The following is a 20,035-nucleotide window of genomic DNA, read 5'->3' as shown; positions in this document are numbered from 1 at the left end:
CACCCACCTCACCCGCCGGCGCCACCCCGCGCACCGCCGCCCGCGTGCAACGCCGTCAACCCCGCCGCCACCTCGAACCCCAGCACCGGGTCCGGCCGACCCGACAACAGGCTCGCGTACAACGGCCGGTAGTGCGCGACCTTCCGCGGCGTCCGACCGTCACTCCCCCACGACGCCACCAACTCGCCACCCCGGCACGCGAACCCCGTCATCGCCGTGTGGTCCAACCACACCTCCACCTCGCCGCACACCACCACGCTCGACTTGCTGCTCGCCCCCGTCCGCCAGTCCACCCGCAACCGCGCCACGCCCTCCGCGCCACGCGACCGGAACCCCACCACCGCCCACGCGCTGTCCGCCCCGTCCCGCAACGACACCACCGCCGCCGGCTCCACCAACCGCGCCAACACCGTCAGCTGGTTGATCCCCGAATCCGTCCACGGCGACACGTACGACGCGAACGCGCCCCGCCCCCGGCCCACGTACGGGTCGCAGAACAACGACGTCGCCCCCGTCACCGGACCCCACTCCGGGTGCGCCGCCACCAGCGCCGCCGCCCACTCCACCTCCGGCGAGAACGCGAAGTGGTGCGCGGTGAACACCCGACCCGGACCCGACTCCGCCAGCCGCGCCAACGACGCCACGTCCAGCGCCAACGGCTTCTCCACCAGCACCCGCGCCCCCGACGACCCCAGCACCAGCGCCGCCAGCTCCACGTGCGAGTCCGCCGGCGTCGCGACCACCACCAGGTCCGGCCGGTGCGCGGCCAACGCCTCCGCCGGGTCGGCGTGGTGCGGCGGGGTCGCGCCCCGGAACACCGGCGGCCCGGCCACCGGGTCCGCGGTGAACTCCAGGTCCACGTCCGACCGCTCCGCCAGCACCTCCAGGTGCGTCGCCGCGATCGTGCCCACGCCGATCAGGCCCACCTTCGTCTTCGCCACTCTGTGGAGTATTCCTGACCACCTGGAAGAGGTGTCCTGTCACCAGATAAGGCGAGTTTAAGTCAACACTAAAGTTACAGAGCGAAGTACACGAAAGAGTCTCGGTTACGCCATTGCGCTGGCGCGCCTGGTGCCACGCCGCGTGGACTGGACAGACTGGCGCCCATGACCGATCCCGCCCTGGCGCTGCCGGCCCACGACCTGTTCTCCCCCGAGGCGATGGCCGACCCCACCTCGCTGCTGCACCGGATCCGCGCCGAGTCCCCGATCAGCGCGATCCCCCGGCTCGACGCCTACCTGTTAACCCGGCACGCCGACATCGTCGCGGCGCTGAAGGACCGCCGCCTGGTCCCCGCGAACATGACGCAGATGCTCGACGCGTTCAGCCCCGAGGAGCAGGAGGAGCTGACCCCGCTGCGCCTGTCCGTCGAGCTGTGGATGGGCCACACGAACGAGACCGACCACGTGCGGTTCCAGCAGCTGCTCAAGCGCTACTTCACCCCCGCCACCGTCAACGGCCTGCGCCCGCGCGTGCGGGAGCTGACCAACGAGCTGCTCGACGCCGCGGCCGACCGCGGCCGAATGGACGTGATCACCGACCTGGCCTACCCGTTGCCCGCCAACGTGATCGCCGAGATGCTCGGCATGCCCACCGGCGACCGCGAGCGGCTCCAGGCCTGGTCGCGGGACATCGTGGCGATCTTCCAGCTCGCCGACGTCGACCGGCTGCGGCGCTCGCAGCGCAGCGTGCTGGAGATGCAGGACTACGTGCGCGAACTGGTCCGCGAACGCCGCGGCGACCCGCGCGACGACCTGATCAGCATGTTCATCGCGGCCGAGGCCGAGGGCGTGGTCACCGAGGACGAGATCGTCGCCAACTGCGTGCTGCTGCTGTTCGCGGGCCACGAGACCACCGCGGGCCTGATCGCCAACGGCCTGGTGCTGCTGCTCGACCACCCCGACCAGCTCGCGCTGCTCAAGGACGACCCGTCGCTGACGCCCGGCGCGGTCGAGGAGATGCTGCGCTGCGACGGCCCGGCGAGCCTGATCGTGCGGCAGAGCACCGAACCGTTCACCCTCGGCGGCCTGGAGCTGCCCGCGGGCAAGCGGTTCTACCTGGCCATGATGGCGGGCAACCGCGACCCGGAGGTCTTCCCCGACCCCGACCGCTTCGACATCACCCGCAAGCCCAACCGGCACACCGCCTTCGGCCTGGGCGCGTTCTACTGCCTGGGCGCGGCGCTGGCGCGGGCCGAGGCCGACGAGTGCTTCCGCGTCCTGCTGGAGCGCTGCCCGGACCTGCGCCTGGAATCCGCCGAGCGGGCGCCGGCGCCGCCCCTGACCCACCGGCTGACGTCCCTGGTCGTGTCGTTCCGGTAGGGGGTGATCCCCGCCCGCCACACTGGGCGTCATGCGCAAACCGAAGGTGTTCGTGGCGGGGCCCGTGTCGTGGAACCGGTTGGTGCTGCTCGACCGGTTGCCCGAGGCGCGGCCCCACACGACCTTCGCCACCGGCCACCGGAGCACCGTCGGCGGCACGTCGGCGGGCAAGGCGCTGAACCTGGCCTCGCTCGACGCCGAGGTCATCCTGCGCACGGTGGTCGGCGACGACGAGCCCGCCCGGGAGGTGCTCGCCGTGCTGGCCGACGCCGGGGTGGAGGTGATCGCGGAGACCGTCGAGGGCGCCACCGAGCAGCACCTCAACCTCATGGACCCGCACGGCGGCCGCGTGTCGATCTACCTGGAGCTGCCCGTGCTGCGGCAACCCCGGCACGACGAGCGCGCGCTCGCCGCGCTGGCGGAGGCCGACGTCGCGGTGATCGACCTGGCCGAGCACGCCCGGCCGCTGCTGGCGCGGGCCCGGGAGGCCGGCGTGCCCGTGTGGTGCGACCTGCACGACTACGACGGCGTCTCCGGGTTCCACCGCGACTTCCTCGACGCCGCCGACCGCGTGTTCCTCAACGACGACGGGTTCGCCCACCACGACGCGCTGCTGGGGTTCCTGGACTCCCTCGGCAAGCCCGCCGTGGCCACCCTCGGCGCCGAGGGCGCGGTGGCCGTGGAGGACGGGCAGGTGCGCACCGCGCCGGCCGCGCCCGTCGAGCGGGTCGTGGACGCCAACGGCGCGGGCGACGCCTTCTTCTCGGGCTTCCTGGTGGCCCACGTGGGCGGCGCCGACATCGGCGCGGCGCTGTCCGCGGGCGCCGAGCAGGCCGCCCGCTGCCTGCTCTCCCCCGACCTGGCGCCCCGGACGTAACTGTCAAGTCTTGCTGAAAGTCCTTGCAAGGTCTTTCCTTCCGGTGCGCGTGTCACCCACCGGAACGGAGAGGAACGACATGGAGGGCCACCCCGGCGAGGTGACCGCCGGCCGGGTGAGGGCGCTGCGCATGCGGGCGCAGCGCCTGACCGAACCCGCCCGCAGCCTCGTCGAACTGCTGCGCGACGTGCTCGCCGTGCAGGCGCAGGACCCGGTCGCCGCCGGGCTGGCGGTCCGCGCCCGCACCACCGGCCTGTCACCCGCCGACCTGCGCGCCGCGCTGGAGCGGGGCGAGGTGGTGCGCACCTGCGCCATGCGCGGCGCCGTGCACCTGGTGCGCCGCGAGGACGCCGGCCCGCTGGTGGCGCTGCTCGGCCCGGTCAACATCGCCCGCGGCCGGTGCCGCCGGCTGGAGCTGGGCCTGACCGACGAGGTGTGCGAGCGGGCGCTGGCGGCGCTGCGGGAGGTGCTCACCGAACCCCTGACCAGGGGCGCGGTCGTCGCCCGGCTCACCGAGGTCGGCCTGCCGCTCGACCCCGCCGGCCCCGCGCCCGCCCACCTGCTCGCCTACGCCGCCAACCGCGGCGTGCTCTGCGCCGGCGAGGCGACCTACCGCCTGCTCCCCCGCACCGACGACGCCCCGTACGACGTGCCCGACCTCGTCCGCCGCTACCTGCGCGCCTACGGCCCCGCCACGGCCGAGGACTTCACGGCCTGGAGCGGCCTGCCCGCCGACCGGGTGCGCGCCGAGGACTTCCCCGACCGGGTGCCGGACGTGCCCGGGCTCGACGGGGTCGTGCGGCTGCTCGGCCCGTTCGACACCTTCCTGCTCGGCTACCGCGACCGGGACCTGCTGCTCGACCCCGCGCACGCGCCGCTGCTGCGGACCGCGGGCGGCGTGCCCGGACCGCACGTGGTGGTGGACGGGCGCGTGCACGGCACGTGGCGGCGGCGCGACGGGCGGGTCGTGGTCGAGCAGTTCGGCCACATCCCGGTGTCCCAGCTCGACCTGGAGGTCGAGTCCGTGCTGGCCTGGCCCTGACGGTCGGCGGCCCGACCGGGCTCCCGCGCCGGGGTCAGCGGACCGCCGGGGCCGGCGGCGCGACCACCTCGCGCAGCTCGGCGGCGGCCCGGGCGACGAGCCCGGGGAAAGTCGGCCCGGGTCGGCCGGCCAGCGGGACGTGGCGCGCCGGGAGATCGCGATCGCCACGTCGACGGCGAAGCGCGCCTCGCCGGGGTCGACGCCGCGGCGTTCGAGCTCCCGGGTCGGCCGCCTCGGTCCGGGCGACGAGGTGGGCTTCGAGCTCGCCGCCGGCGAAGAGGACTTCCCGCTCGTCGGGGAAGCAGCGGTAGAAGGAGCGCTCGGTCAGGCCGGCGGCACGCGCGATCTGCGCGACCGCGGTGGGCTCGAACCCCTGCGCCTCGAACAGCTCCAGCGCCGCGCGTTCGAGCCGGCCCCGCGCGTCGGACTCCCATCTCGGCATGCCCACGAGGTCATGGCAGCAGGGGCTGTCGTCGTCTGCCAGGTTTGATGGCAACAGGTGCTGTCACCACTCGGGGGATCGTCATGAGGGCTCTTCAGTTCGACCGGTTCGGCTCCCCGGACGAGATCGTGCTCCGCGACGTCCCGGAACCGGAGCCGGGACCCGGCCGGATCCGGATCGCCGTGCGGGCGTGCGGCCTCAACCCGGCCGACTGGGCGGTGGTCGACGGCCTCCTCGCCGACCGGTTGCCGCCGCTGCCGCGCGGGCTCGGCCTCGAAGTCGCGGGCGTCGTCGACGCGCTCGGCGAGGGCGTCACCGGCGTCGGGATCGGCGATCGCGTGTTCGGCCCGGCGACCCTCGACGGCCCGACGGCCGGGGCCGCCGAGCACGCGCTCATGGCGGCCTGGGCGCGCACTCCCCCGGGCGTCACCGACGAGCAGGCCGCCGCGCTGCCGGTGGCGACCGAGACCGCGTGGCACGCGCTCGACGACCTCGGCGTCCAGCCGGGCGAGCTGCTGCTCGTCCACGGCGCGGGCTCCACCGTGGGCGAGGCGGCGGTGCGCCTCGCGCTGCACCGGGGCGTCCGGGTGATCGCCACCGCCGGGCCGGCGCGGGCCGCCGCGCTGGAGGAGGTCGGTGTCAGGGCGACCGGCTACGGCGACGGCGTGGCCGAGCGCGTCACCGCGCTGGCGGGGGGCCGCGTCGACCGCGCCCTGGACGCGGCCCCGACCGGCGGCCGGGTCGACCGCGCCGACCGGGTCAGCCCGGCCGGCGGCGCGCTGCCGACCCTGATCGGGCTGACCGGGGACCCCGACCGCGTCCTCACCGTCTCCGACTTCGCCGCCGCGACCGACCTGGGCGCCCGGAGCACCCGCATCGAGCTGCGCTACGACCGGCTGGGCGAGTTCGCCCGGCTGGCCGCCGAAGGCGTCCTGGCCGTGACGGTCGCCGGCGCCTACGCGTTCGACCGGGTCCGGGAGGCGGCCGAGCTGAGCCGGTCCCGCCGGTCCGGCGGCAAGCTCGTGCTCGTCCCGTGATCGCCTCGCCCGGTCGGGCGGGCCGTGCCCCGGCGAGGAGCACGGTCCGCGCCCGGTCCGCTGCGGAGGTCGTCCGCTCCTGCGCGCGGCGGTGTGGGAACCGGCGGACCGGCGGCCTCGGGGCGCGCCCGCCCGCCGGTGGCCTCACCGCAGGTACGGGCCGTCCGCGCCGACCTTGCCCGGCGCCGGGTTGCCCGGCAGGTCCAGCACGTAGACCCGCAGGTTGCCCTTGCCGCCCGGCGACGCGGTCAGCGCGCCGCCCGACACGACCCGCACGTCGCCGGTGACCGCGTCGCGGTAGGTGCCGTCGGGCACGCCGGTGAACGTCGCCGACCCGGACACCGCGACCAGGGCGAAGCTGTCCACCCCGCCCGCGGTGTAGCGGCGCTTGAACGCCATGCCGCCGTTGACGCCCTCGGTCGAGTACTGGCCCTTCTGGAGCGCGGGCACGGCCCGGCGGATCTGGTTGAGCCGCTGCACGTGCTTGACCAGCGGCTGGTCCAGGGTGGCCGCGACCGGCCCGGACGCCGAGGACACCACGCCGAAGTCGGCGGCGGTGACGCTGCCCGCGACGCGGTCGCCGAAGTAGGCGCGACCGGTGGTGGCCAGCGGGCAGGTGGGGCCGCAGTCGATGCGCGCACCCGCCTGGAACTCGACCTCCGAGCCGTAGTACAGGGTCGGGATGCCGCGGAAGGTCCACATCAGGCTCATGTTCTCCGCCCACGCGTCCGTGCCGCCCGCGTAGCGCACGCTCGACTTGTTCGGCCCGTAGTCGTGGGAGTCGACGTAGACCACGTTGTAGGTGGCGTCGTTGGTGGCGTCGTCGGAGTCCTTGCCGTTCCAGAACGCGTTGGGCGCGTCGCCGAAGTTCATGTGCACGCGCATGTCGATGATGTTCATGCCGGAGTTCTTCGAGTGGTCGGGCGCGTGGTAGGCGTTGCCGTCGAGGAAGGCGTTGCGGCTGGTCGGCTGGTTGCCGGTGCCCTGGGCCTGCTCCCAGTCGTACTGCTCCAGGGCGGCGGTGGCGTCGTCGGCGCTGTAGTCGCGGCGCTCCTCCCAGGTGAAGAACTGGGCGGAGTGGTTGACCGAGCCGCGGTTCCACTTGTCGTTGACGAACGCGGCGACCTCGCCGAAGACGAAGAAGTCGCGCCCCTTGTCGCCGAACCTCGCCGTCGCGCGCTGCTGGATCGCGGGCAGGAACCGGCGGTTCCAGGTCACCCGCGGCACGTGCACGGCGGTGTCCACGCGGAAACCGTCCACGCCCATGTCGATGAACCGGTTGTAGGCGTCGATCAGGTACTTCTGCACGATCGGGTTCTCGGTGTTGAAGTCGGCCAGGTCCTCGTGCAGCCAGCAGGAGCGGGCGTCCTCGCCCTCCCAGTTGCCGATCCAGCACCGGTGGTAGAGCTGGGCGGGGAACATGCCGGAGGTGGGGCTGGGCCACTGGCAGCCGTAGGTCCGGTAGCCCTCGGGGCTGGTGTGCCGCGTCGGCTTGCCCCAGTCGAGGCAGGTGTTGCCCGCGGGCGCGGTCGTGGACCACAGGTCGCCGTTGTAGTAGGACTTGCCGGTGGTGGGGTCGATGGTCAGGCCGTCGTACTCGAAGCCCTGCACGGGCTGGTCGTAGTACCAGCTCCACTGGTCGTCGCGGACGCCGAACACCTTGGCCTGGAATAGGCCCTTGGCGCCCCAGCGGGAGCTGTGGTTGTAGACCACGTCCTGGTAGATCTTGATGCCCTTGGCGTGGGCGGCGTCGATCAGGTCCTGGTAGGTCGCGCCGGGCGATTCCAGGCGCGGGTCGACGCGGTGGAAGTCCCAGCCGTGGTAGCCGTGGAAGTCGTAGTCGGAGCGGTTGAGCACGACCGGCGTGATCCAGACGGCGGAGAAGCCCAGGCCCTTGATGTAGTCGAGCTTGTCGACCAGGCCCTGGAAGTCGCCGCGGAACATGGGGTCGCCGTTGGCGGCGTTGCCGGAGCGGACGTGCTGGCTGCCGCCGCGGTTGTTGGCGGTGACGCCGTCGTTGAAGCGGGCGGTCATGACGAAGTAGATCGAGTCCTCGCGCGGGTCGCCGCCCAGGGGCGTGCCGCCGGGTGGCGCGGGCGGCTGGTCGCCGGTGGTGACCGACACGCGGTCGGTGGCGGCGGACCTGTTGCCCGCGGCGTCGTAGGCGCGCAGCGAGTAGGTGTAGGTGGTGTCGGCGGTGAGCGGGCCGTCGGCGAATCCCACCGCGCCGGTGTTGCGGACAACGGCGCCCAGCGCGCCGCCGGTCCGGGTGACCTCGTAGCCGGCGACCGCGACGTCGTCGGTGGCCGCGGTCCAGGTGAGGGTGACGGTCAGGGCGGAGGCGGTGGCGCGCAGGCCGGTCGGCGCGGTGGGCGCGGTGGTGTCCTGCGCGGGAGGGGGACCGCAGGGGTCGGCGGCGTTGGGGGTGACCACGCCGTCCACGACCGTGGAGCGGCCGGTGCCGAGGGTGTGGTCGCGGCCGCCGTTGTTGTCCCACTGGCCGGAGCCGTTGGTGAACGCGGCCCTGAGGCCGGTGGCGGCGGCCAGGTCGATCGAGGCCCGCGCCCAGTCCGCGCAGGCCCGCGTCATGTCGACGCCGGGCACGGTGGTCCAGGAGCCGCCGTGGGGTTGGTAGTGGATCTTGGTGGTGGTCCAGCCGCGGGACTTGGTGGAGTAGTAGACCTCGGCGTGGTTGCCGGCGCCGGGTTCGGGCTCGGGGTCGGGGTCCGCCGGACAGGGGTCGCCGGACCGGACGACGCCCGAGGAGACGTTGACCGTCCCGGCGTCGAGGTCGTAGTCGTGCCCGTTGTTGTTGTCCCAGGCGCCGGAGCCGTTGGTGAACACGGCCACCAGTCCGCTCGCGCCGCCCAGGGCGGCGGTCCGGCGGACCCAGCCCGCGCAGGCGGCCGGTTCCATCCGCTCGCCGGGCGCCGCGGTCCACGGACCGTTGCGGGGTTGGTAGTGGAGGTAGGCGGTCGTCCAGCCGGACGGCAGCCGGTAGAACACCGTGGCCTCGCCGGCCGCCGCGGCCGCCGGCTTCGGCGCCGGCGCGGCGGTGCCGCCGGGCGCCGCCCACAGCGAACCGATCAGGCCCAGGGCGGCCAGGAGGGCCCCGGCGCGTCGTCGTGATCGCGATCTTGCTCGCATCGCTGCTCCCGTCACGCTTCTTTGCGCAAGGTAGTGCAATTGTTTGCAGGCTAGACCTGGCCTGATTGACTGTAAATGGATCTACTAGGGGTTATCGCGGACGATCTTTGCAACTGTTTGCAGACCCCACTGTTTCGTCGATCTCACGCAGGTACCACGGACGGGTGTCGTACCGTGTCCCGATGACCGAGCGGGGCCAGGCAACCGGTGGTGTGCCGCGGGCGCTGAGTTCGTTCGTCGGGCGCAAGGAGCTCCTCGGCGAACTGCGCCGCAAGCTCGGCGTCTCACCGCTGATCACGCTCACCGGGGTGGGCGGCGGCGGCAAGACGCGGCTGGCGCTGGAGCTGGCCGGGCAGGTGCAGCGGGCCTACGACGACGGCGTGCGCGTGGTCGAGCTGGCGCCGGCGCGCGGCGGCGACCCGGAACTGCTGGCGCAGGTCGTGCTCAGCGCCGTGGGCGTGCCCGACCAGGCGACCACCACGCCGCTGGACACGCTGGTGGACTACCTGCGGTCACGGCGGGTGCTGCTGGTGCTGGACAACTGCGAGCACCTGGTCGAGCCGGTCGCCGAACTGGTGCGGGCGGTGCTCGGCGCGGCGCCCGGGGTGCGGGTGCTGGCCACCAGCCGGGCGCGGCTGCGGGTGCCCGGCGAGGTGCTGGTCATGGTGCCGCCGCTGGAGGTGCCCGCCGAGGACGCTCCGGTGTCGTCGGCCTGCGAGTCGGTGGCGCTGCTGGTCGACCGCGCCGAGGCGGGCGTGCCGGGGTGGCGGGTCACGCCGGAGAACTGGCCGGACGTGGTGCGCGTGCTGCGGCGGACCGCGGGCATCCCGCTGGCGATCGAGCAGGTCGTGGTGCGGATGCGGTCCATGCCGGTGTCGCTGCTGGCCGACCGGCTCGACGACGTGATGCGCGTGCTGACCGCCAACGACACCACCAGGGTGGCCCACCACCAGACCATGGCCGCGATGATCGACTGGAGCCACGCCCAGTGCACGCCCGCCGAAAGGCTGCTGTGGGCGCGGCTGTCGGTGTTCGAGGGCGGGTTCAGCCTGCCCGCGGCCGAGGCCGTGTGCTCGGGCGGCGAGCTGGACCGCGACGAGGTCGCCGACGCGCTGGCCGGGCTGCTGGACAAGTCGATCGCGCTGCCCTCCGCCGACCGCAGCCGCCACCACCTCCTGGAACCGCTGCGGCAGCACGGCGCGGCCCGGCTGCGCGACTCCGGCGAGCGGGCGGACGTGCGCGCCCGGCACCAGGAGTTCTTCCGGCAGGGGGCGACGCGGCTGGCGGGCGGGTTCGCCGGGCACAACGAGGCCGCGCTGCTGGCCGCGGTCGACCTGGACATGGCCAACCACCGGGTGGTGCTGGCCGACCTGATCGGCGACCCGGCGTCCGCGCACGCGGGCCTCCAGATGAGCGTCGACCTGGCCCGCACCCGCTGGTACACCTACGCCGGTCGATTACCGGAGGAGCGGTTGTGGCTCGGGCGCGCGCTGGCCGCGACCCCCGCGTCCGCGGACCCGCTGCGGGTGAGCGCGATGGCGCTGGACGCCTGGATCGCGCTGTGCCTGGGCGTGGACCGCGCGCAGGTGGCGCGCCGCGTCGAGGAGCTGACCGGGCTCGCCGAGGAGGTGGGGGTCCCGCTGCCGCCGGTGACGTTCGTGCGCGGCGCCTACGCGGTGCTCGCGCTGGGCGAGATCGAGGGCGTGGAGCTGCTGCGGCAGGCGCACGAGGGGTTCGGCGCGATGGGCCCGCACTTCGCGGTGGACCACCACCTGGCGCACATCCTGCACACCGTGTCGCTGGTGCTGCTGGGTTCGCGGGAGCAGGCCGAGCCCGCCGCGGAGGAGTTCTTCGCCGAGTGCGAGCGGCTGGGCGCGCTGTGGGGCCTGAGCTGGGCGCACTGGTGCCGCAGCGTGGTGCAGACCCGGTGGGGCTCCCCCGCCCGCGCGCTGGACGTGCTGCGGGAGGGCCTGCGCGTGCAGCGGGCGATCCGCGACAAGTGGGGCCCGCTGTGGACGATCGAGGCGCTGGGCTGGGCGCACGCCGAGGCCGGCGACGCGGCCGCCGCCGCCCGGATGCTCGGCCTGGCGCACGGCCTGCACCGGGTCACGGGCGTGCGGGTGGACGGGCTGGTCCCCTTCGCCCGGTTCAGCGACCGCGCCGCGGCGCGGGCCAGGTCGGCGCTGGGCGACGCCGCGTTCGAGCGCGCCTACGCCAACCCGGCCGAGTCGGTGGAGCAGGCGCTGGCCGCGGTCCTGGACGCGCCGGAGCCCGCCGGGCCGCGCGACAGCCGCCCGGCGGGGCTGACCCAGGCGGAGTGGAACGTGGCCAGGTTGGTGGGCGGCGGTTTGTCCAACCCGGAGGTGGCCGACCGCCTGGTCATCTCGCCCGCCACCGTGCACACCCACCTGACCCGCATCTACCGCAAGTTGGACATCGCCAACCGGCACCAGTTGATCACCCTGCTGGCCAACCTCGCGGAGTGACACTGCGTGGCGGTGCCGGGCCGAGCGCGTTCCCCCAGTCGAACGGACATCGGCGTCAGGGCTCCAGGATCACGGGCACGGAGGAGAAGGTGTTCGGCACGACCTTGTCGTCGCGGGTGAACTCCGCGGCGTCGCCGGCCAGGCGGGCGTTCGGGAAGCGCTCGCGCAGGGCGGTCAGCGCGGCGCGGGCCTCGATGCGGGCCAGGTGGTGGCCCAGGCAGTAGTGCAGGCCGTGGCCGAACGCGGCGTGCCCGAGGGCGGCGTTGCCGCCGGTGGCCACGCGGTGGGGGTCGAAGCGGGCGGCGGTGGGCCCGTGGACGCCCGGGTCGCGCCCGGCGGTGCCCAGGCCGATCATGATGATCGCGCCCTCCGGCAGCACCGCGCCCGGCAGGTCGATGTCGGCGGCCACGCGGTAGTGCGGGGTGACCCGGACCGGCGGGTCCCAGCGGGCCGCCTCCTCCACCGCGGCGGCCACCGCCTCCGGGGTGGTCAGCGCCTCCCAGGCGCCGGGCAGGGCCAGCAGCGCGGTGATGGAGTTGCCGATCAGGCCCGTGGTGGTCTCGTGACCCGCCACCACCAGCAGGATCGCGGTGGTGAGCAGCTCCTCGGGGCTGAGCCGCTCGCCGTCGGCGCTCGCCTGGAGCAGGGCGCTGAGCAGGGCGTCGTCGGGGCGCTCGCGCTTGTACTCGATCAGTCCCGCCAGGTAGCCGAACATGGCGTCGGAGGCGGGCACGACCAGTTCGGGCCGCTCGGTCATCATGTCCGCGGTCCAGCGGTTGAGCTGCCCGCGGTCCTCCGGCGGCACGCCCAGCAGGTCGCAGATCACCGCCAGCGGCAGCGGGAACGCCAGCCGCTCGATCAGGTCGGCCTCGCCGGGCATCGCGGCGACCATGTCGGCGGCGGTGCGCTCCACCACCGGGCGCAGCGCCTCGACGCGGCGCGGCGTGAAGGCCTGCGACACCAGGGCGCGCAGCTTGCGGTGGTGCGGCGGGTCGGTGTTGAGCATCGACGGGCCGATGATCCGCGACAGGTCGGTCGGGCGGCCCTTGTCGGCCAACTGGTGCTGCATGGCCGCGCGCAGCCCGGTGGCGTCCTTGGACAGCCGGTTGTCGTTGAGCAGCGTGCGCGTGGCCTCCAGGCCCATGGTGGTGACCAGCACCTCCAGGCCGTTGGGCAGTTCGGCCGGGTGCGCCGGCCCCCGTTCGGCCAGGGCGTCCTCGTGCGCGTGGTGCTGCCAGCCGCGCAGCGAGCCGCCTACCAGGGCCTGCCGATCAGGGGCGAACTCCGCCGTCAGCTGCACATCTTCTCCTCACGCGAGCTTCCCGTTCAGCGTCCACCTTGGTCGGGGAGCGGTCGCACGCGCATCCACCGACATCCGTATTCGCGGCGGGCACGTACGGATGTCGACGTACACCGCGATGGGGGTGTGGGTACGGAAGTGGATACGGATGGTTGCTGATGTGCGCGTGGACGCCCGTGCGCGAAGCTGGACGCGTTCGGCACCCCGACAGCCGAACACCCACCGGACAGGCGGAAGGGTGGGCCGCCGTCCGGTTCCCGGGGGAGGGGTCGCACCAAGCGCGGCCCCTTCTCCCGTCGGCGGCCGGCCGGCCCGAGCGCGCGGGGGGCGCGCAGGTCAGGGCCGGTCAGCCGTCGGCGGCTATCCGGTCGAGCACGCGGTGCAGCACCCGACCCAGCAGGTCGGCCTCCTCGGCGGACAGCGCGTCGAACAGGTACCGCCGCACGGTGGCCACGTGCCCCGGCGCGGCGCTCTCGATCGCCGCCCGCCCCTCGGCCGTCAGCCGCACCATCGAGCCGCGGGCGTCCTCGGCGCACTCCTCGCGGACGACCAGCCCGCGCTTCTCCATGCGCGCGACCTGGTGGGACAGCCGGCTGCGCTCCCAGCCGACCAGCCGGCCCAGCTCGCGCGAGCGCAGCACGCCGCCCGGCGCTTCCGACAGGGGCGCCAGCAGGGCGTAGTCGGCGTTGGACAGGCCCGAGTCGCGTTCGAGCTGCCGGTCCAGCGCGCCGTGCAGCTCGCGGTGCACGGCCAGGTACGCCCGCCACACCGCGGCCTCACGCTCGTCGAGCCACCGCGGTTCGCCCATGGGGCCAAACTAGCAAGATGTTGACGCGTCATCAAACACGCGTTACTTTGTTGACGTGTCCGCAAATGGTATGCAGCTCGGCGTCTACAGCTTCGGTGACCGGCACCCCGACCCGGTGACCGGCGAGCAGGTCCCCGTCGCCGACGCGCTCCGGCAGTCGCTGGAGCGGATCAGGCTGGCCGACGAGCTGGGGCTCGGCTTCTACGGCCTGGGCGAGCACCACCTGCCCACCTACTCGATCTCCAACCCCGGCACGGTGCTGGCCGCGGCGGCGAGCGTGACCGAGCGGATCACGCTCAGCAGCGCGGTCACCGTGCTCAGCACCGAGGACCCGGTCCGGGTCTACCAGCAGTTCACCACCCTCGACCAGCTCAGCCGGGGCCGCGCCGAGCTGCTGGCGGGCCGCGGCTCGTTCACCGAGTCGTTCCCGCTGTTCGGCGCGAGCCTGGAGGACTACGACGAGCTGTTCGAGGAGAAGCTGGCGCTGCTGCTGCGACTGGACCGCGAGGACCCGATCACCTGGTCCGGACGGTTCCGCGCGCCGCTGGAGGACGCGCACGTCTACCCGCGCCCCTACGGCGAGCGGCTGCGCATCTCGGTGGGCACCGGCGGCAACCCCGAGTCCTCGATCCGCGCGGGCCTGCTCGGCGTGCCCGTGGTCTACGCGGTCATCGGCGGCGAACCCGAGCGCTTCGCCCCGCTGGTCGACCTGTACCGGCGGGCGGGCGAGGCGGGCGGCCAGGAGGGGCTGGAGGTGACGATGAGCGCCATCGGCCTGATCGCCCGCCGGTCGCAGGACGCCAAGGAGGCGTTCTACCCGTACTGGCTGGAGACGATGAAGTACGGCGCGCGGGCGCGCGGCTGGTCGGTGCCCTCCCGGGCCGAGTACGACGACTGGGCGCGCGGTGCGCGGTCGATCTTCGCGGGCAGCCCCGAGGAGGTCGCCGAGCGGCTGGTCTCCGTGGGCCGCCTGGTCGGCGCCGACCGGTACGCCATGCAGATGGACTGGTCGGGCGTGCCGCACCGGCTGGTGATGGAGGCGATCGAGCTGCTCGGCACCGAGGTGATGCCCCTGGTGGAGAAGGAGCTGGGCGCGCCCTCGCGCCGGGACGGGTCGTGACGCCCGTCGGTGGCCGCCGCGCCCCGAGCCGCTTCTGCTCGCGGTCCGCTCCGGCGGCGCGGCGTTCGCCGACGGGGTGGTCCTGACGCCGCGCGGCGCGGACCTGCGGGCGCGTTTTCGGCCGGCCGCGGCGTCGTGACCGGGTGTGACACCACCCACTCGGCATCGCGGCGCTGCGACGATCGCGTTAATCCCCGGTAAAGTTGCTCTTCGGCGGTTCCGCGGTCGCGATCGCCGAGGCTGCCCGACCGGTCCCCACCGGGTGTGCGAGCAGCCGTTCCCACCCCGGAGGACCATTTCAGTGCGTTCGTGCCCCACCGGTGACACCCGGTGACCACCGCCCACGACACCACCACGCTGATCGACGTGCCGGCTCTGTTCCGCGCCGGTCCCGCCGCGCCCGCGCGCACCCTGCTGGACGTGCTCGCCGACACCGCGCGCCACCACCCCCACTCCCCCGCCCTGGACGACGGCGCCACCTCGCTGACCTACCGGGACCTGCTCGGCGAGGTCGACGCGCTGCGCCGCGACCTCGCCGCGGCGGGCATCGGGGTCGGCGACCGCGTCGGCGTCCGGGCGCAGTCCGGCACCGCCGGCCTGTACGTCGCGGTGCTGGCCGTGCTCGCGGCGGGCGCCGCGTACGTGCCGGTCGACGCCGACGACCCGGACGAGCGCGCCGACCTCGTGTTCACCGAAGCCGGCGTCTGCGCCGTGCTCGGCGAGCGGCTCGTCCTGCGCGGCACGCCGATGGGCCTGGTCGGCGCGCCCGGCCCGGACGACGACGCGTGGATCATCTTCACGTCCGGTTCGACCGGCAAGCCCAAGGGCGTCGCGGTGTCGCACCGCTCGGCCGCCGCGTTCGTCGACGCCGAGGCCCGGCTGTTCCTGCCCGAGGACCCGATCGGCCCGGACGACCGCGTGCTGGCCGGCCTGTCGGTCGCGTTCGACGCCTCCTGCGAGGAGATGTGGCTGGCCTGGCGCCACGGCGCGTGCCTGGTGCCCGCGCCGCGCGCGTTGGTGCGCACCGGGTTCGACCTCGGTCCGTGGCTGGTGGAGCGCGAGATCACCGTGGTGTCCACGGTGCCGACGCTGGCCGCGCTGTGGCCGGTGGACGCGCTGGACGACGTGCGGCTGCTGATCTTCGGCGGCGAGGCGTGCCCGCCGGAGCTGGCCGAGCGGCTCGCCGTGGACGGCCGCGAGGTGTGGAACACCTACGGCCCCACCGAGGCCACCGTGGTGGCGTGCGCCGCGCGCCTGACCGGCGAGGGCCCGGTGCGGATCGGGTTGCCGCTGGACGGCTGGGAGCTGGCCGTGGTGGACGCCGCCGGCGCGCCGGTGCCGATGGGCGGTTCCGGGGAGCTGGTGATCGGCGGCGTCGGCCTGGCCCGCTACCTCGACCCGGCCAAGGACGCGGAGAAGTTCGCGCCGCTGCCCGCGCTCGGGTGGTCGCGCGCCTACCGCAGCGGCGACCTGGTGCGCGCGGAGCCCGAGGGGCTGCTGTTCCTCGGGCGCGCCGACGAGCAGGTCAAGCTGGGCGGGCGGCGGATCGAGCTGGGCGAGGTGGACGCGGCGCTCCAGGCGCTGCCCGGTGTCGCCGGCGCGGCCGCGGCCGTGCGCACCACCAGGGGCGGCAACCAGGTCCTCGTCGGCTACGTGGTCGCCGGCTCCGACTTCGACCAGGACGAGGCGTCGGCCCGGCTGCGCTCGGCGCTGCCCGCGGCGCTCGTGCCGCTGCTCGCCACGGTGGACACGCTGCCCACCCGCACCTCCGGCAAGGTCGACCGCGCCGCCCTGCCCTGGCCGCTGCCCGGCGCGGACGACACCACGCCCACCGGCCTGGTCGGCACGCAGGCGTGGCTGGCCGAGCAGTGGGCCGAGGTGCTCGGCTCCCGGGTGACCGACCCCGACGCCGACTTCTTCGCCCGCGGCGGCAGCAGCCTCGGGGCGGCCCAGCTGGTCTCGCTGATCCGCACCCGCCACCCCGGCGGCTCCGTCTCCGACATCTACCAGCACCCGACGCTGCGGGCGCTGGCCGCGCGGCTCGACGAGCTGTCCGGGCACCGGGCCGCCACCCGCGAGGTCGCGCCGACGCCGCGGTGGACCGGCGTGCTCCAGCTGCTGCTGCTCGTGCCGCTGACGAGCCTGGTCGGCGCGCGGTGGTCGGTGCTGCTGGCCGCGTTGGGCACCGTGCTCGGCCTGACCGCGCCGGTGTCCTGGTGGTGGATCGCGGGGGGCTGGCTGCTGTTCGTCAGCCCGCTCGGCAAGATCGCCATCGCCGCCGGCGGGGCGCGCCTGCTGCTGCGCGGCGTGCGACCGGGCACCTACCCGCGCGGCGGGCACGTGCACCTGAGGCTGTGGACCGCCGAGCGGCTGGCCGCGTTCAGCGGCGCGGCCGACCTCGCCGGGTCGTGGATCACCCACTACGCCCGCGCGCTGGGCGCGAAGGTCGGCCCGGACGTCGACCTGCACTCGATGCCGCCGGTCACCGGGCTGCTCAAGCTCGGCCGCGGCAGCGCGATCGAACCCGAGGTCGACCTGTCCGGGCACTGGCTGGACGGCGACCGGCTGCACGTCGGCCGCATCCGGGTCGGCGCGGGCGCGGTGGTCGGGGCGCGCAGCACCCTGTTCCCCGGCGCCCGGGTCGGCAAGCGGGCCGAGGTCGCGCCCGGATCGGGTGTCACCGGTTCGGTGCCCACCGGTCAGCGGTGGTCGGGCGTGCCGGCCACGCGCGACGGCAAGGCGGCCCGGCCCGGCCCGCGCCCGCCGCGGTCGCGCTGGTGGAAGTTCGCCTACGGCGCGACCACGTCCGCGCTGGGGCTGCTGCCCGCGGTGGCGGCCGCGCCCGCGGTGCTGCTGGTCGTGCGCGAACCGCTGACGCTCGGCTCGGCGCTGCTCGCCGCGCCGCTCGCCGCGGTGGTGTGGCTCGGCGCGTACGCGCTGCTGGTGCTGGTGTCGGTGCGGCTGCTCGGCCTCGGGTTGCGCGCGGGCTCGCACCCGGTGCACAGCCGGGTGGCGTGGCAGGCGTGGACCACCGAGCGGTTGATGAACATGGCCCGCGTCGCGCTGTTCCCGCTGTACGCGAGCCTGTTCACGCCCGTGTGGCTGCGCGCGCTGGGCATGAGGGTCGGCCGCCGGGTCGAGGCCTCGACCGTGCTGGCCCTGCCGAAGATGACCACCATCGGTGACGGCGCGTTCCTCGCCGACGACACCATGGTGGCCTCCTACGAGCTGGGCGGCGGGCGGCTGCGCATCGCCGCCGCGCGGGTCGGCAAGCGGGCGTTCCTGGGCAACTCGGGCATGACCGCGCCCGGCCGCGCGGTGCCGAACCGGGGCCTGGTCGGCGTGCTGTCGGCCACGCCGCGCAAGGCCAAGGCGGGCAGCTCCTACCTGGGGATGCCGCCGATGAAGCTGCCGCGCGCGGCCGAGGAGGGCGACCAGAGCCGCACCTTCGACCCGCCGCGGCGGCTGGTGGTGGCGCGGGCGCTGGTGGAGCTGTGCCGGGTCGTGCCGGTGATGTGCCACGTGGCGCTGGTGATCGGCGTGCTGTTCGCGTTGCGCGAGCTGGGCCCGCTGCTGGCCGGACCGGTGGTGCTGGCCGCGGGCGTGGCGGCGTGCGCGGTGGCGGCGGTGGCGAAGTGGCTGCTGGTCGGCCGGTTCCGGGCGCGCGAGTACCCGCTGTGGAGCGGGTTCGTGTGGCGCAACGAGCTGGCGGACACCTTCGTCGAGGTGCTGGCGGTGCCGTGGCTGGTCGGTTCGGCGGGCGGGTCGCCGGTGATGGGGCTGTGGCTGCGGTCGCTGGGCGCCCGCGTCGGCCGCGGCACGTGGGTCGAGTCGCACTGGTTCCCCGAGGCCGACCTGGTGGGCCTGGGCGACGGCGCGACGGTCAACCGCGGGTGCGTCGTGCAGACCCACCTGTTCCACGACCGGATCCTGCGCATGGACCGGGTCGAGCTGGCCGCCGGCGCGACGCTGGGCCCGCACGGCATCGTGCTGCCCGGCGCGCGGCTCGGCGCGCACACCGCCGTGGGCCCGGCGTCGCTGGTCATGCGCGGCGAGCACGTGCCGGCGGGCACGCGGTGGCTGGGCAACCCGATCTCCGCCTGGCGATGACCGGACCGTACCTGCCGGACCACGGCGACGACGGCTACCGCGTCGAGCACTACGACCTGGACCTGGACTACCGGCCGCACACCGGCCGGTTGGCCGGGCGCGCCGTGCTGTCCGCCGTCGCGGCGACCCGGACGAGCCGACTGGTGCTGGACTTCGGCCCGCTGGCGGTGAGCCGGGTGCTGGTGGACGGCAGGCCCGCCCGGTTCACCCACGGCGGCGGCAAGCTGCGGATCCGCCCGCAGCGACCGGTGGAGGGCCCGTTCACCGCCGAGGTCCGCTACGCGGGCACCGCGCGGCCGGTCCGCACGCGCCACTGGGGCGAGCTGGGCTGGGACCACCTCGCCGACGGGGCGCTGGTGGCGAGCCAGCCGATCGGCGCGTCGTCCTGGTTCCCGTGCAACGACCTGGTGCGGGACAAGGCGGCCTACCGGATCGCGGTGACCGCGCCGTCGCACTACACCGTGCTGGCCAACGGCGTGCTGGTCGACGGGCGGGCCGGCGGCAGCACCACCACGTGGGTCTACGAGCAGGCCGAGCCGATGGCGACCTACCTGGCGTCGGTGCAAATCGGGGTGTACGAGCGGATCGCGCTCGCCGACGACCAGGACGTGCACGCGCCGGCCCGGCTGCTGCGCGCGGCCCGCCACGACTTCGCCCGGCAGCCGTTGATGGTGGAGGTCTTCGAGGAGCTGTTCGGCCCCTACCCGTTCCGCCGGTACCAGGTCGTGGTGACCGACGACGAGTTGGAGGTGCCGGTCGAGGCGCAGGGCCTGTCGGTGTTCGGCGCCAACCACGTGGACGGGCGGCGCGGGTTCGAGCGGCTGGTCGCGCACGAGCTGGCGCACCAGTGGTTCGGCAACAGCGTGGGCCTGGCCGACTGGCGCGACATCTGGCTCAACGAGGGCTTCGCCTGCTACGCCGAGTGGCTGTGGTCGGAGCGGTCCGGCGGCCCGAGCGCCGCGGTGCTCGCGTCCCGGGCCCACGCCGGGCTGGCACGACTGCCCCGGGACCTGCGACTGGGCGATCCGGGCGTGGCGAACATGTTCGACGACCGGGTGTACCGGCGAGGCGCGGTGACGCTGCATGCGTTGCGCGAGCGGTTGGGCGACCAGGACTTCTTCGCGGCCGTGCGGGACTGGACGGGCACCTTCCGGCACCGCACCGCGACGACGGCCGATTTCGCGGCGGTGGCGCAACGGCACACGGCCCTGCCGCTGGAGGTGTTCTTCCGGTCGTGGCTGGAGGGCTTCGCGTTACCCGCGCTGTGAGCGGGGGTTCTGGTGGTCGGGCTTCCTCGACGAATGGCGGACACCGGATGTACCTCTTCGGTATATCGCGCGACTCG

General features: G+C 74.5%; 13 protein-coding genes. 8 read left to right on the top strand and 5 right to left on the bottom strand.

Features of this window, described 5'->3' with window-relative positions:
- Positions 1-8: 8 nt before the first annotated feature.
- Positions 9-941 carry a Gfo/Idh/MocA family protein gene (locus ABD223_RS16035; protein WP_344037026.1) on the bottom strand — a complete coding sequence of 311 codons (933 nt, stop codon included), beginning with the start codon at positions 939-941 and terminating at the stop codon, positions 9-11.
- A gap of 165 nt (positions 942-1,106) precedes the next feature.
- Between ABD223_RS16035 and ABD223_RS16030 the strand changes: the two genes are divergently transcribed.
- The 3 genes from ABD223_RS16030 to ABD223_RS16020 all read left to right on the top strand — a co-directional run bounded on the left by ABD223_RS16030 (position 1,107) and on the right by ABD223_RS16020 (position 4,240).
- Positions 1,107-2,321, top strand: coding sequence for a cytochrome P450 (locus ABD223_RS16030; RefSeq protein ID WP_344037025.1), 1,215 nt, complete (start codon positions 1,107-1,109; stop codon positions 2,319-2,321).
- Positions 2,322-2,352: 31 nt separating this feature from the next.
- Positions 2,353-3,198 carry a carbohydrate kinase family protein gene (locus ABD223_RS16025; protein ID WP_344037024.1) on the top strand — a complete coding sequence of 282 codons (846 nt, stop codon included), beginning with the start codon at positions 2,353-2,355 and terminating at the stop codon, positions 3,196-3,198.
- A 79-nt stretch (positions 3,199-3,277) separates the two neighbouring features.
- Positions 3,278-4,240 (top strand): winged helix DNA-binding domain-containing protein, encoded by a 963-nt coding sequence (locus tag ABD223_RS16020; RefSeq protein WP_344037023.1) that lies wholly within the window; start codon positions 3,278-3,280, stop codon positions 4,238-4,240.
- A gap of 34 nt (positions 4,241-4,274) precedes the next feature.
- On the opposite strand, the gene ABD223_RS16015 is transcribed toward ABD223_RS16020, so the two are convergent.
- Complete coding sequence (locus ABD223_RS16015) at positions 4,275-4,682, bottom strand: helix-turn-helix domain-containing protein (RefSeq protein ID WP_344037022.1); 408 nt, start codon at positions 4,680-4,682, stop codon at positions 4,275-4,277.
- An 83-nt stretch (positions 4,683-4,765) separates the two neighbouring features.
- On the opposite strand from ABD223_RS16015, the gene ABD223_RS16010 reads away from it, so the two are divergent.
- Positions 4,766-5,719 carry an NADP-dependent oxidoreductase gene (locus tag ABD223_RS16010; RefSeq protein WP_344037020.1) on the top strand — a complete coding sequence of 318 codons (954 nt, stop codon included), beginning with the start codon at positions 4,766-4,768 and terminating at the stop codon, positions 5,717-5,719.
- Positions 5,720-5,863: 144 nt separating this feature from the next.
- Here the strand turns inward: ABD223_RS16010 and ABD223_RS16005 are convergent, their stop codons facing one another.
- Complete coding sequence (locus ABD223_RS16005) at positions 5,864-8,866, bottom strand: carbohydrate binding domain-containing protein (protein WP_344037018.1); 3,003 nt, start codon at positions 8,864-8,866, stop codon at positions 5,864-5,866.
- A gap of 182 nt (positions 8,867-9,048) precedes the next feature.
- On the opposite strand from ABD223_RS16005, the gene ABD223_RS16000 reads away from it, so the two are divergent.
- A complete protein-coding gene (locus ABD223_RS16000; RefSeq protein WP_344037016.1) occupies positions 9,049-11,352 on the top strand; it encodes an ATP-binding protein in 2,304 nt (767 codons plus the stop codon).
- 55 nt (positions 11,353-11,407) lie between these two features.
- Here the strand turns inward: ABD223_RS16000 and ABD223_RS15995 are convergent, their stop codons facing one another.
- On the bottom strand, positions 11,408-12,652 hold the full coding sequence (locus tag ABD223_RS15995) for a cytochrome P450 (RefSeq protein WP_344037015.1): 1,245 nt from the start codon (positions 12,650-12,652) through the stop codon (positions 11,408-11,410).
- Positions 12,653-12,998: 346 nt separating this feature from the next.
- Positions 12,999-13,460 carry a MarR family winged helix-turn-helix transcriptional regulator gene (locus ABD223_RS15990; RefSeq protein WP_344037014.1) on the bottom strand — a complete coding sequence of 154 codons (462 nt, stop codon included), beginning with the start codon at positions 13,458-13,460 and terminating at the stop codon, positions 12,999-13,001.
- A 70-nt stretch (positions 13,461-13,530) separates the two neighbouring features.
- Here ABD223_RS15990 and ABD223_RS15985 point away from each other — a divergent pair, with 70 nt between their 5' ends.
- The 3 genes from ABD223_RS15985 (at position 13,531) to ABD223_RS15975 (ending at position 19,958) form a co-directional block, all read left to right on the top strand.
- On the top strand, positions 13,531-14,580 hold the full coding sequence (locus ABD223_RS15985; RefSeq protein ID WP_344037272.1) for an LLM class flavin-dependent oxidoreductase: 1,050 nt from the start codon (positions 13,531-13,533) through the stop codon (positions 14,578-14,580).
- Between the two features lie 330 nt (positions 14,581-14,910).
- Positions 14,911-18,690: a Pls/PosA family non-ribosomal peptide synthetase gene (locus tag ABD223_RS15980; RefSeq protein ID WP_344037013.1), complete on the top strand. Its 3,780-nt coding sequence runs from the start codon at positions 14,911-14,913 to the stop codon at positions 18,688-18,690.
- Positions 18,687-19,958, top strand: coding sequence for a M1 family metallopeptidase (locus ABD223_RS15975; RefSeq protein WP_344037012.1), 1,272 nt, complete (start codon positions 18,687-18,689; stop codon positions 19,956-19,958). The genes ABD223_RS15980 and ABD223_RS15975 overlap by 4 nt, the downstream gene beginning before the upstream one ends.
- The last annotated feature ends 77 nt before the right edge of the window (positions 19,959-20,035 follow it).

Source organism: Saccharothrix xinjiangensis, from assembly GCF_039527585.1.
In the GTDB taxonomy this organism is placed as follows: Bacteria; Actinomycetota; Actinomycetes; order Mycobacteriales; family Pseudonocardiaceae; genus Actinosynnema; species Actinosynnema xinjiangensis.
This window is presented reverse-complemented; position numbering and strand designations above follow the sequence as displayed.

Excerpts from the sequence above, each read along its gene's own strand:
- ABD223_RS15990 (WP_344037014.1), bottom strand. The coding sequence starts at position 13,460 with ATGGGCGAACCGCGGTGGCTCGACGAGCGTGAGGCCGCGGTGTGGCGG.
- ABD223_RS16005 (WP_344037018.1), bottom strand. The coding sequence starts at position 8,866 with ATGCGAGCAAGATCGCGATCACGACGACGCGCCGGGGCCCTCCTGGCC.
- ABD223_RS15975 (WP_344037012.1), top strand. The coding sequence starts at position 18,687 with ATGACCGGACCGTACCTGCCGGACCACGGCGACGACGGCTACCGCGTC.
- ABD223_RS16010 (WP_344037020.1), top strand. The coding sequence starts at position 4,766 with ATGAGGGCTCTTCAGTTCGACCGGTTCGGCTCCCCGGACGAGATCGTG.
- ABD223_RS16015 (WP_344037022.1), bottom strand. The coding sequence starts at position 4,682 with ATGCCGAGATGGGAGTCCGACGCGCGGGGCCGGCTCGAACGCGCGGCG.
- ABD223_RS16025 (WP_344037024.1), top strand. The coding sequence starts at position 2,353 with ATGCGCAAACCGAAGGTGTTCGTGGCGGGGCCCGTGTCGTGGAACCGG.
- ABD223_RS16030 (WP_344037025.1), top strand. The coding sequence starts at position 1,107 with ATGACCGATCCCGCCCTGGCGCTGCCGGCCCACGACCTGTTCTCCCCC.
- ABD223_RS16000 (WP_344037016.1), top strand. The coding sequence starts at position 9,049 with ATGACCGAGCGGGGCCAGGCAACCGGTGGTGTGCCGCGGGCGCTGAGT.
- ABD223_RS16020 (WP_344037023.1), top strand. The coding sequence starts at position 3,278 with ATGGAGGGCCACCCCGGCGAGGTGACCGCCGGCCGGGTGAGGGCGCTG.
- ABD223_RS15985 (WP_344037272.1), top strand. The coding sequence starts at position 13,531 with ATGCAGCTCGGCGTCTACAGCTTCGGTGACCGGCACCCCGACCCGGTG.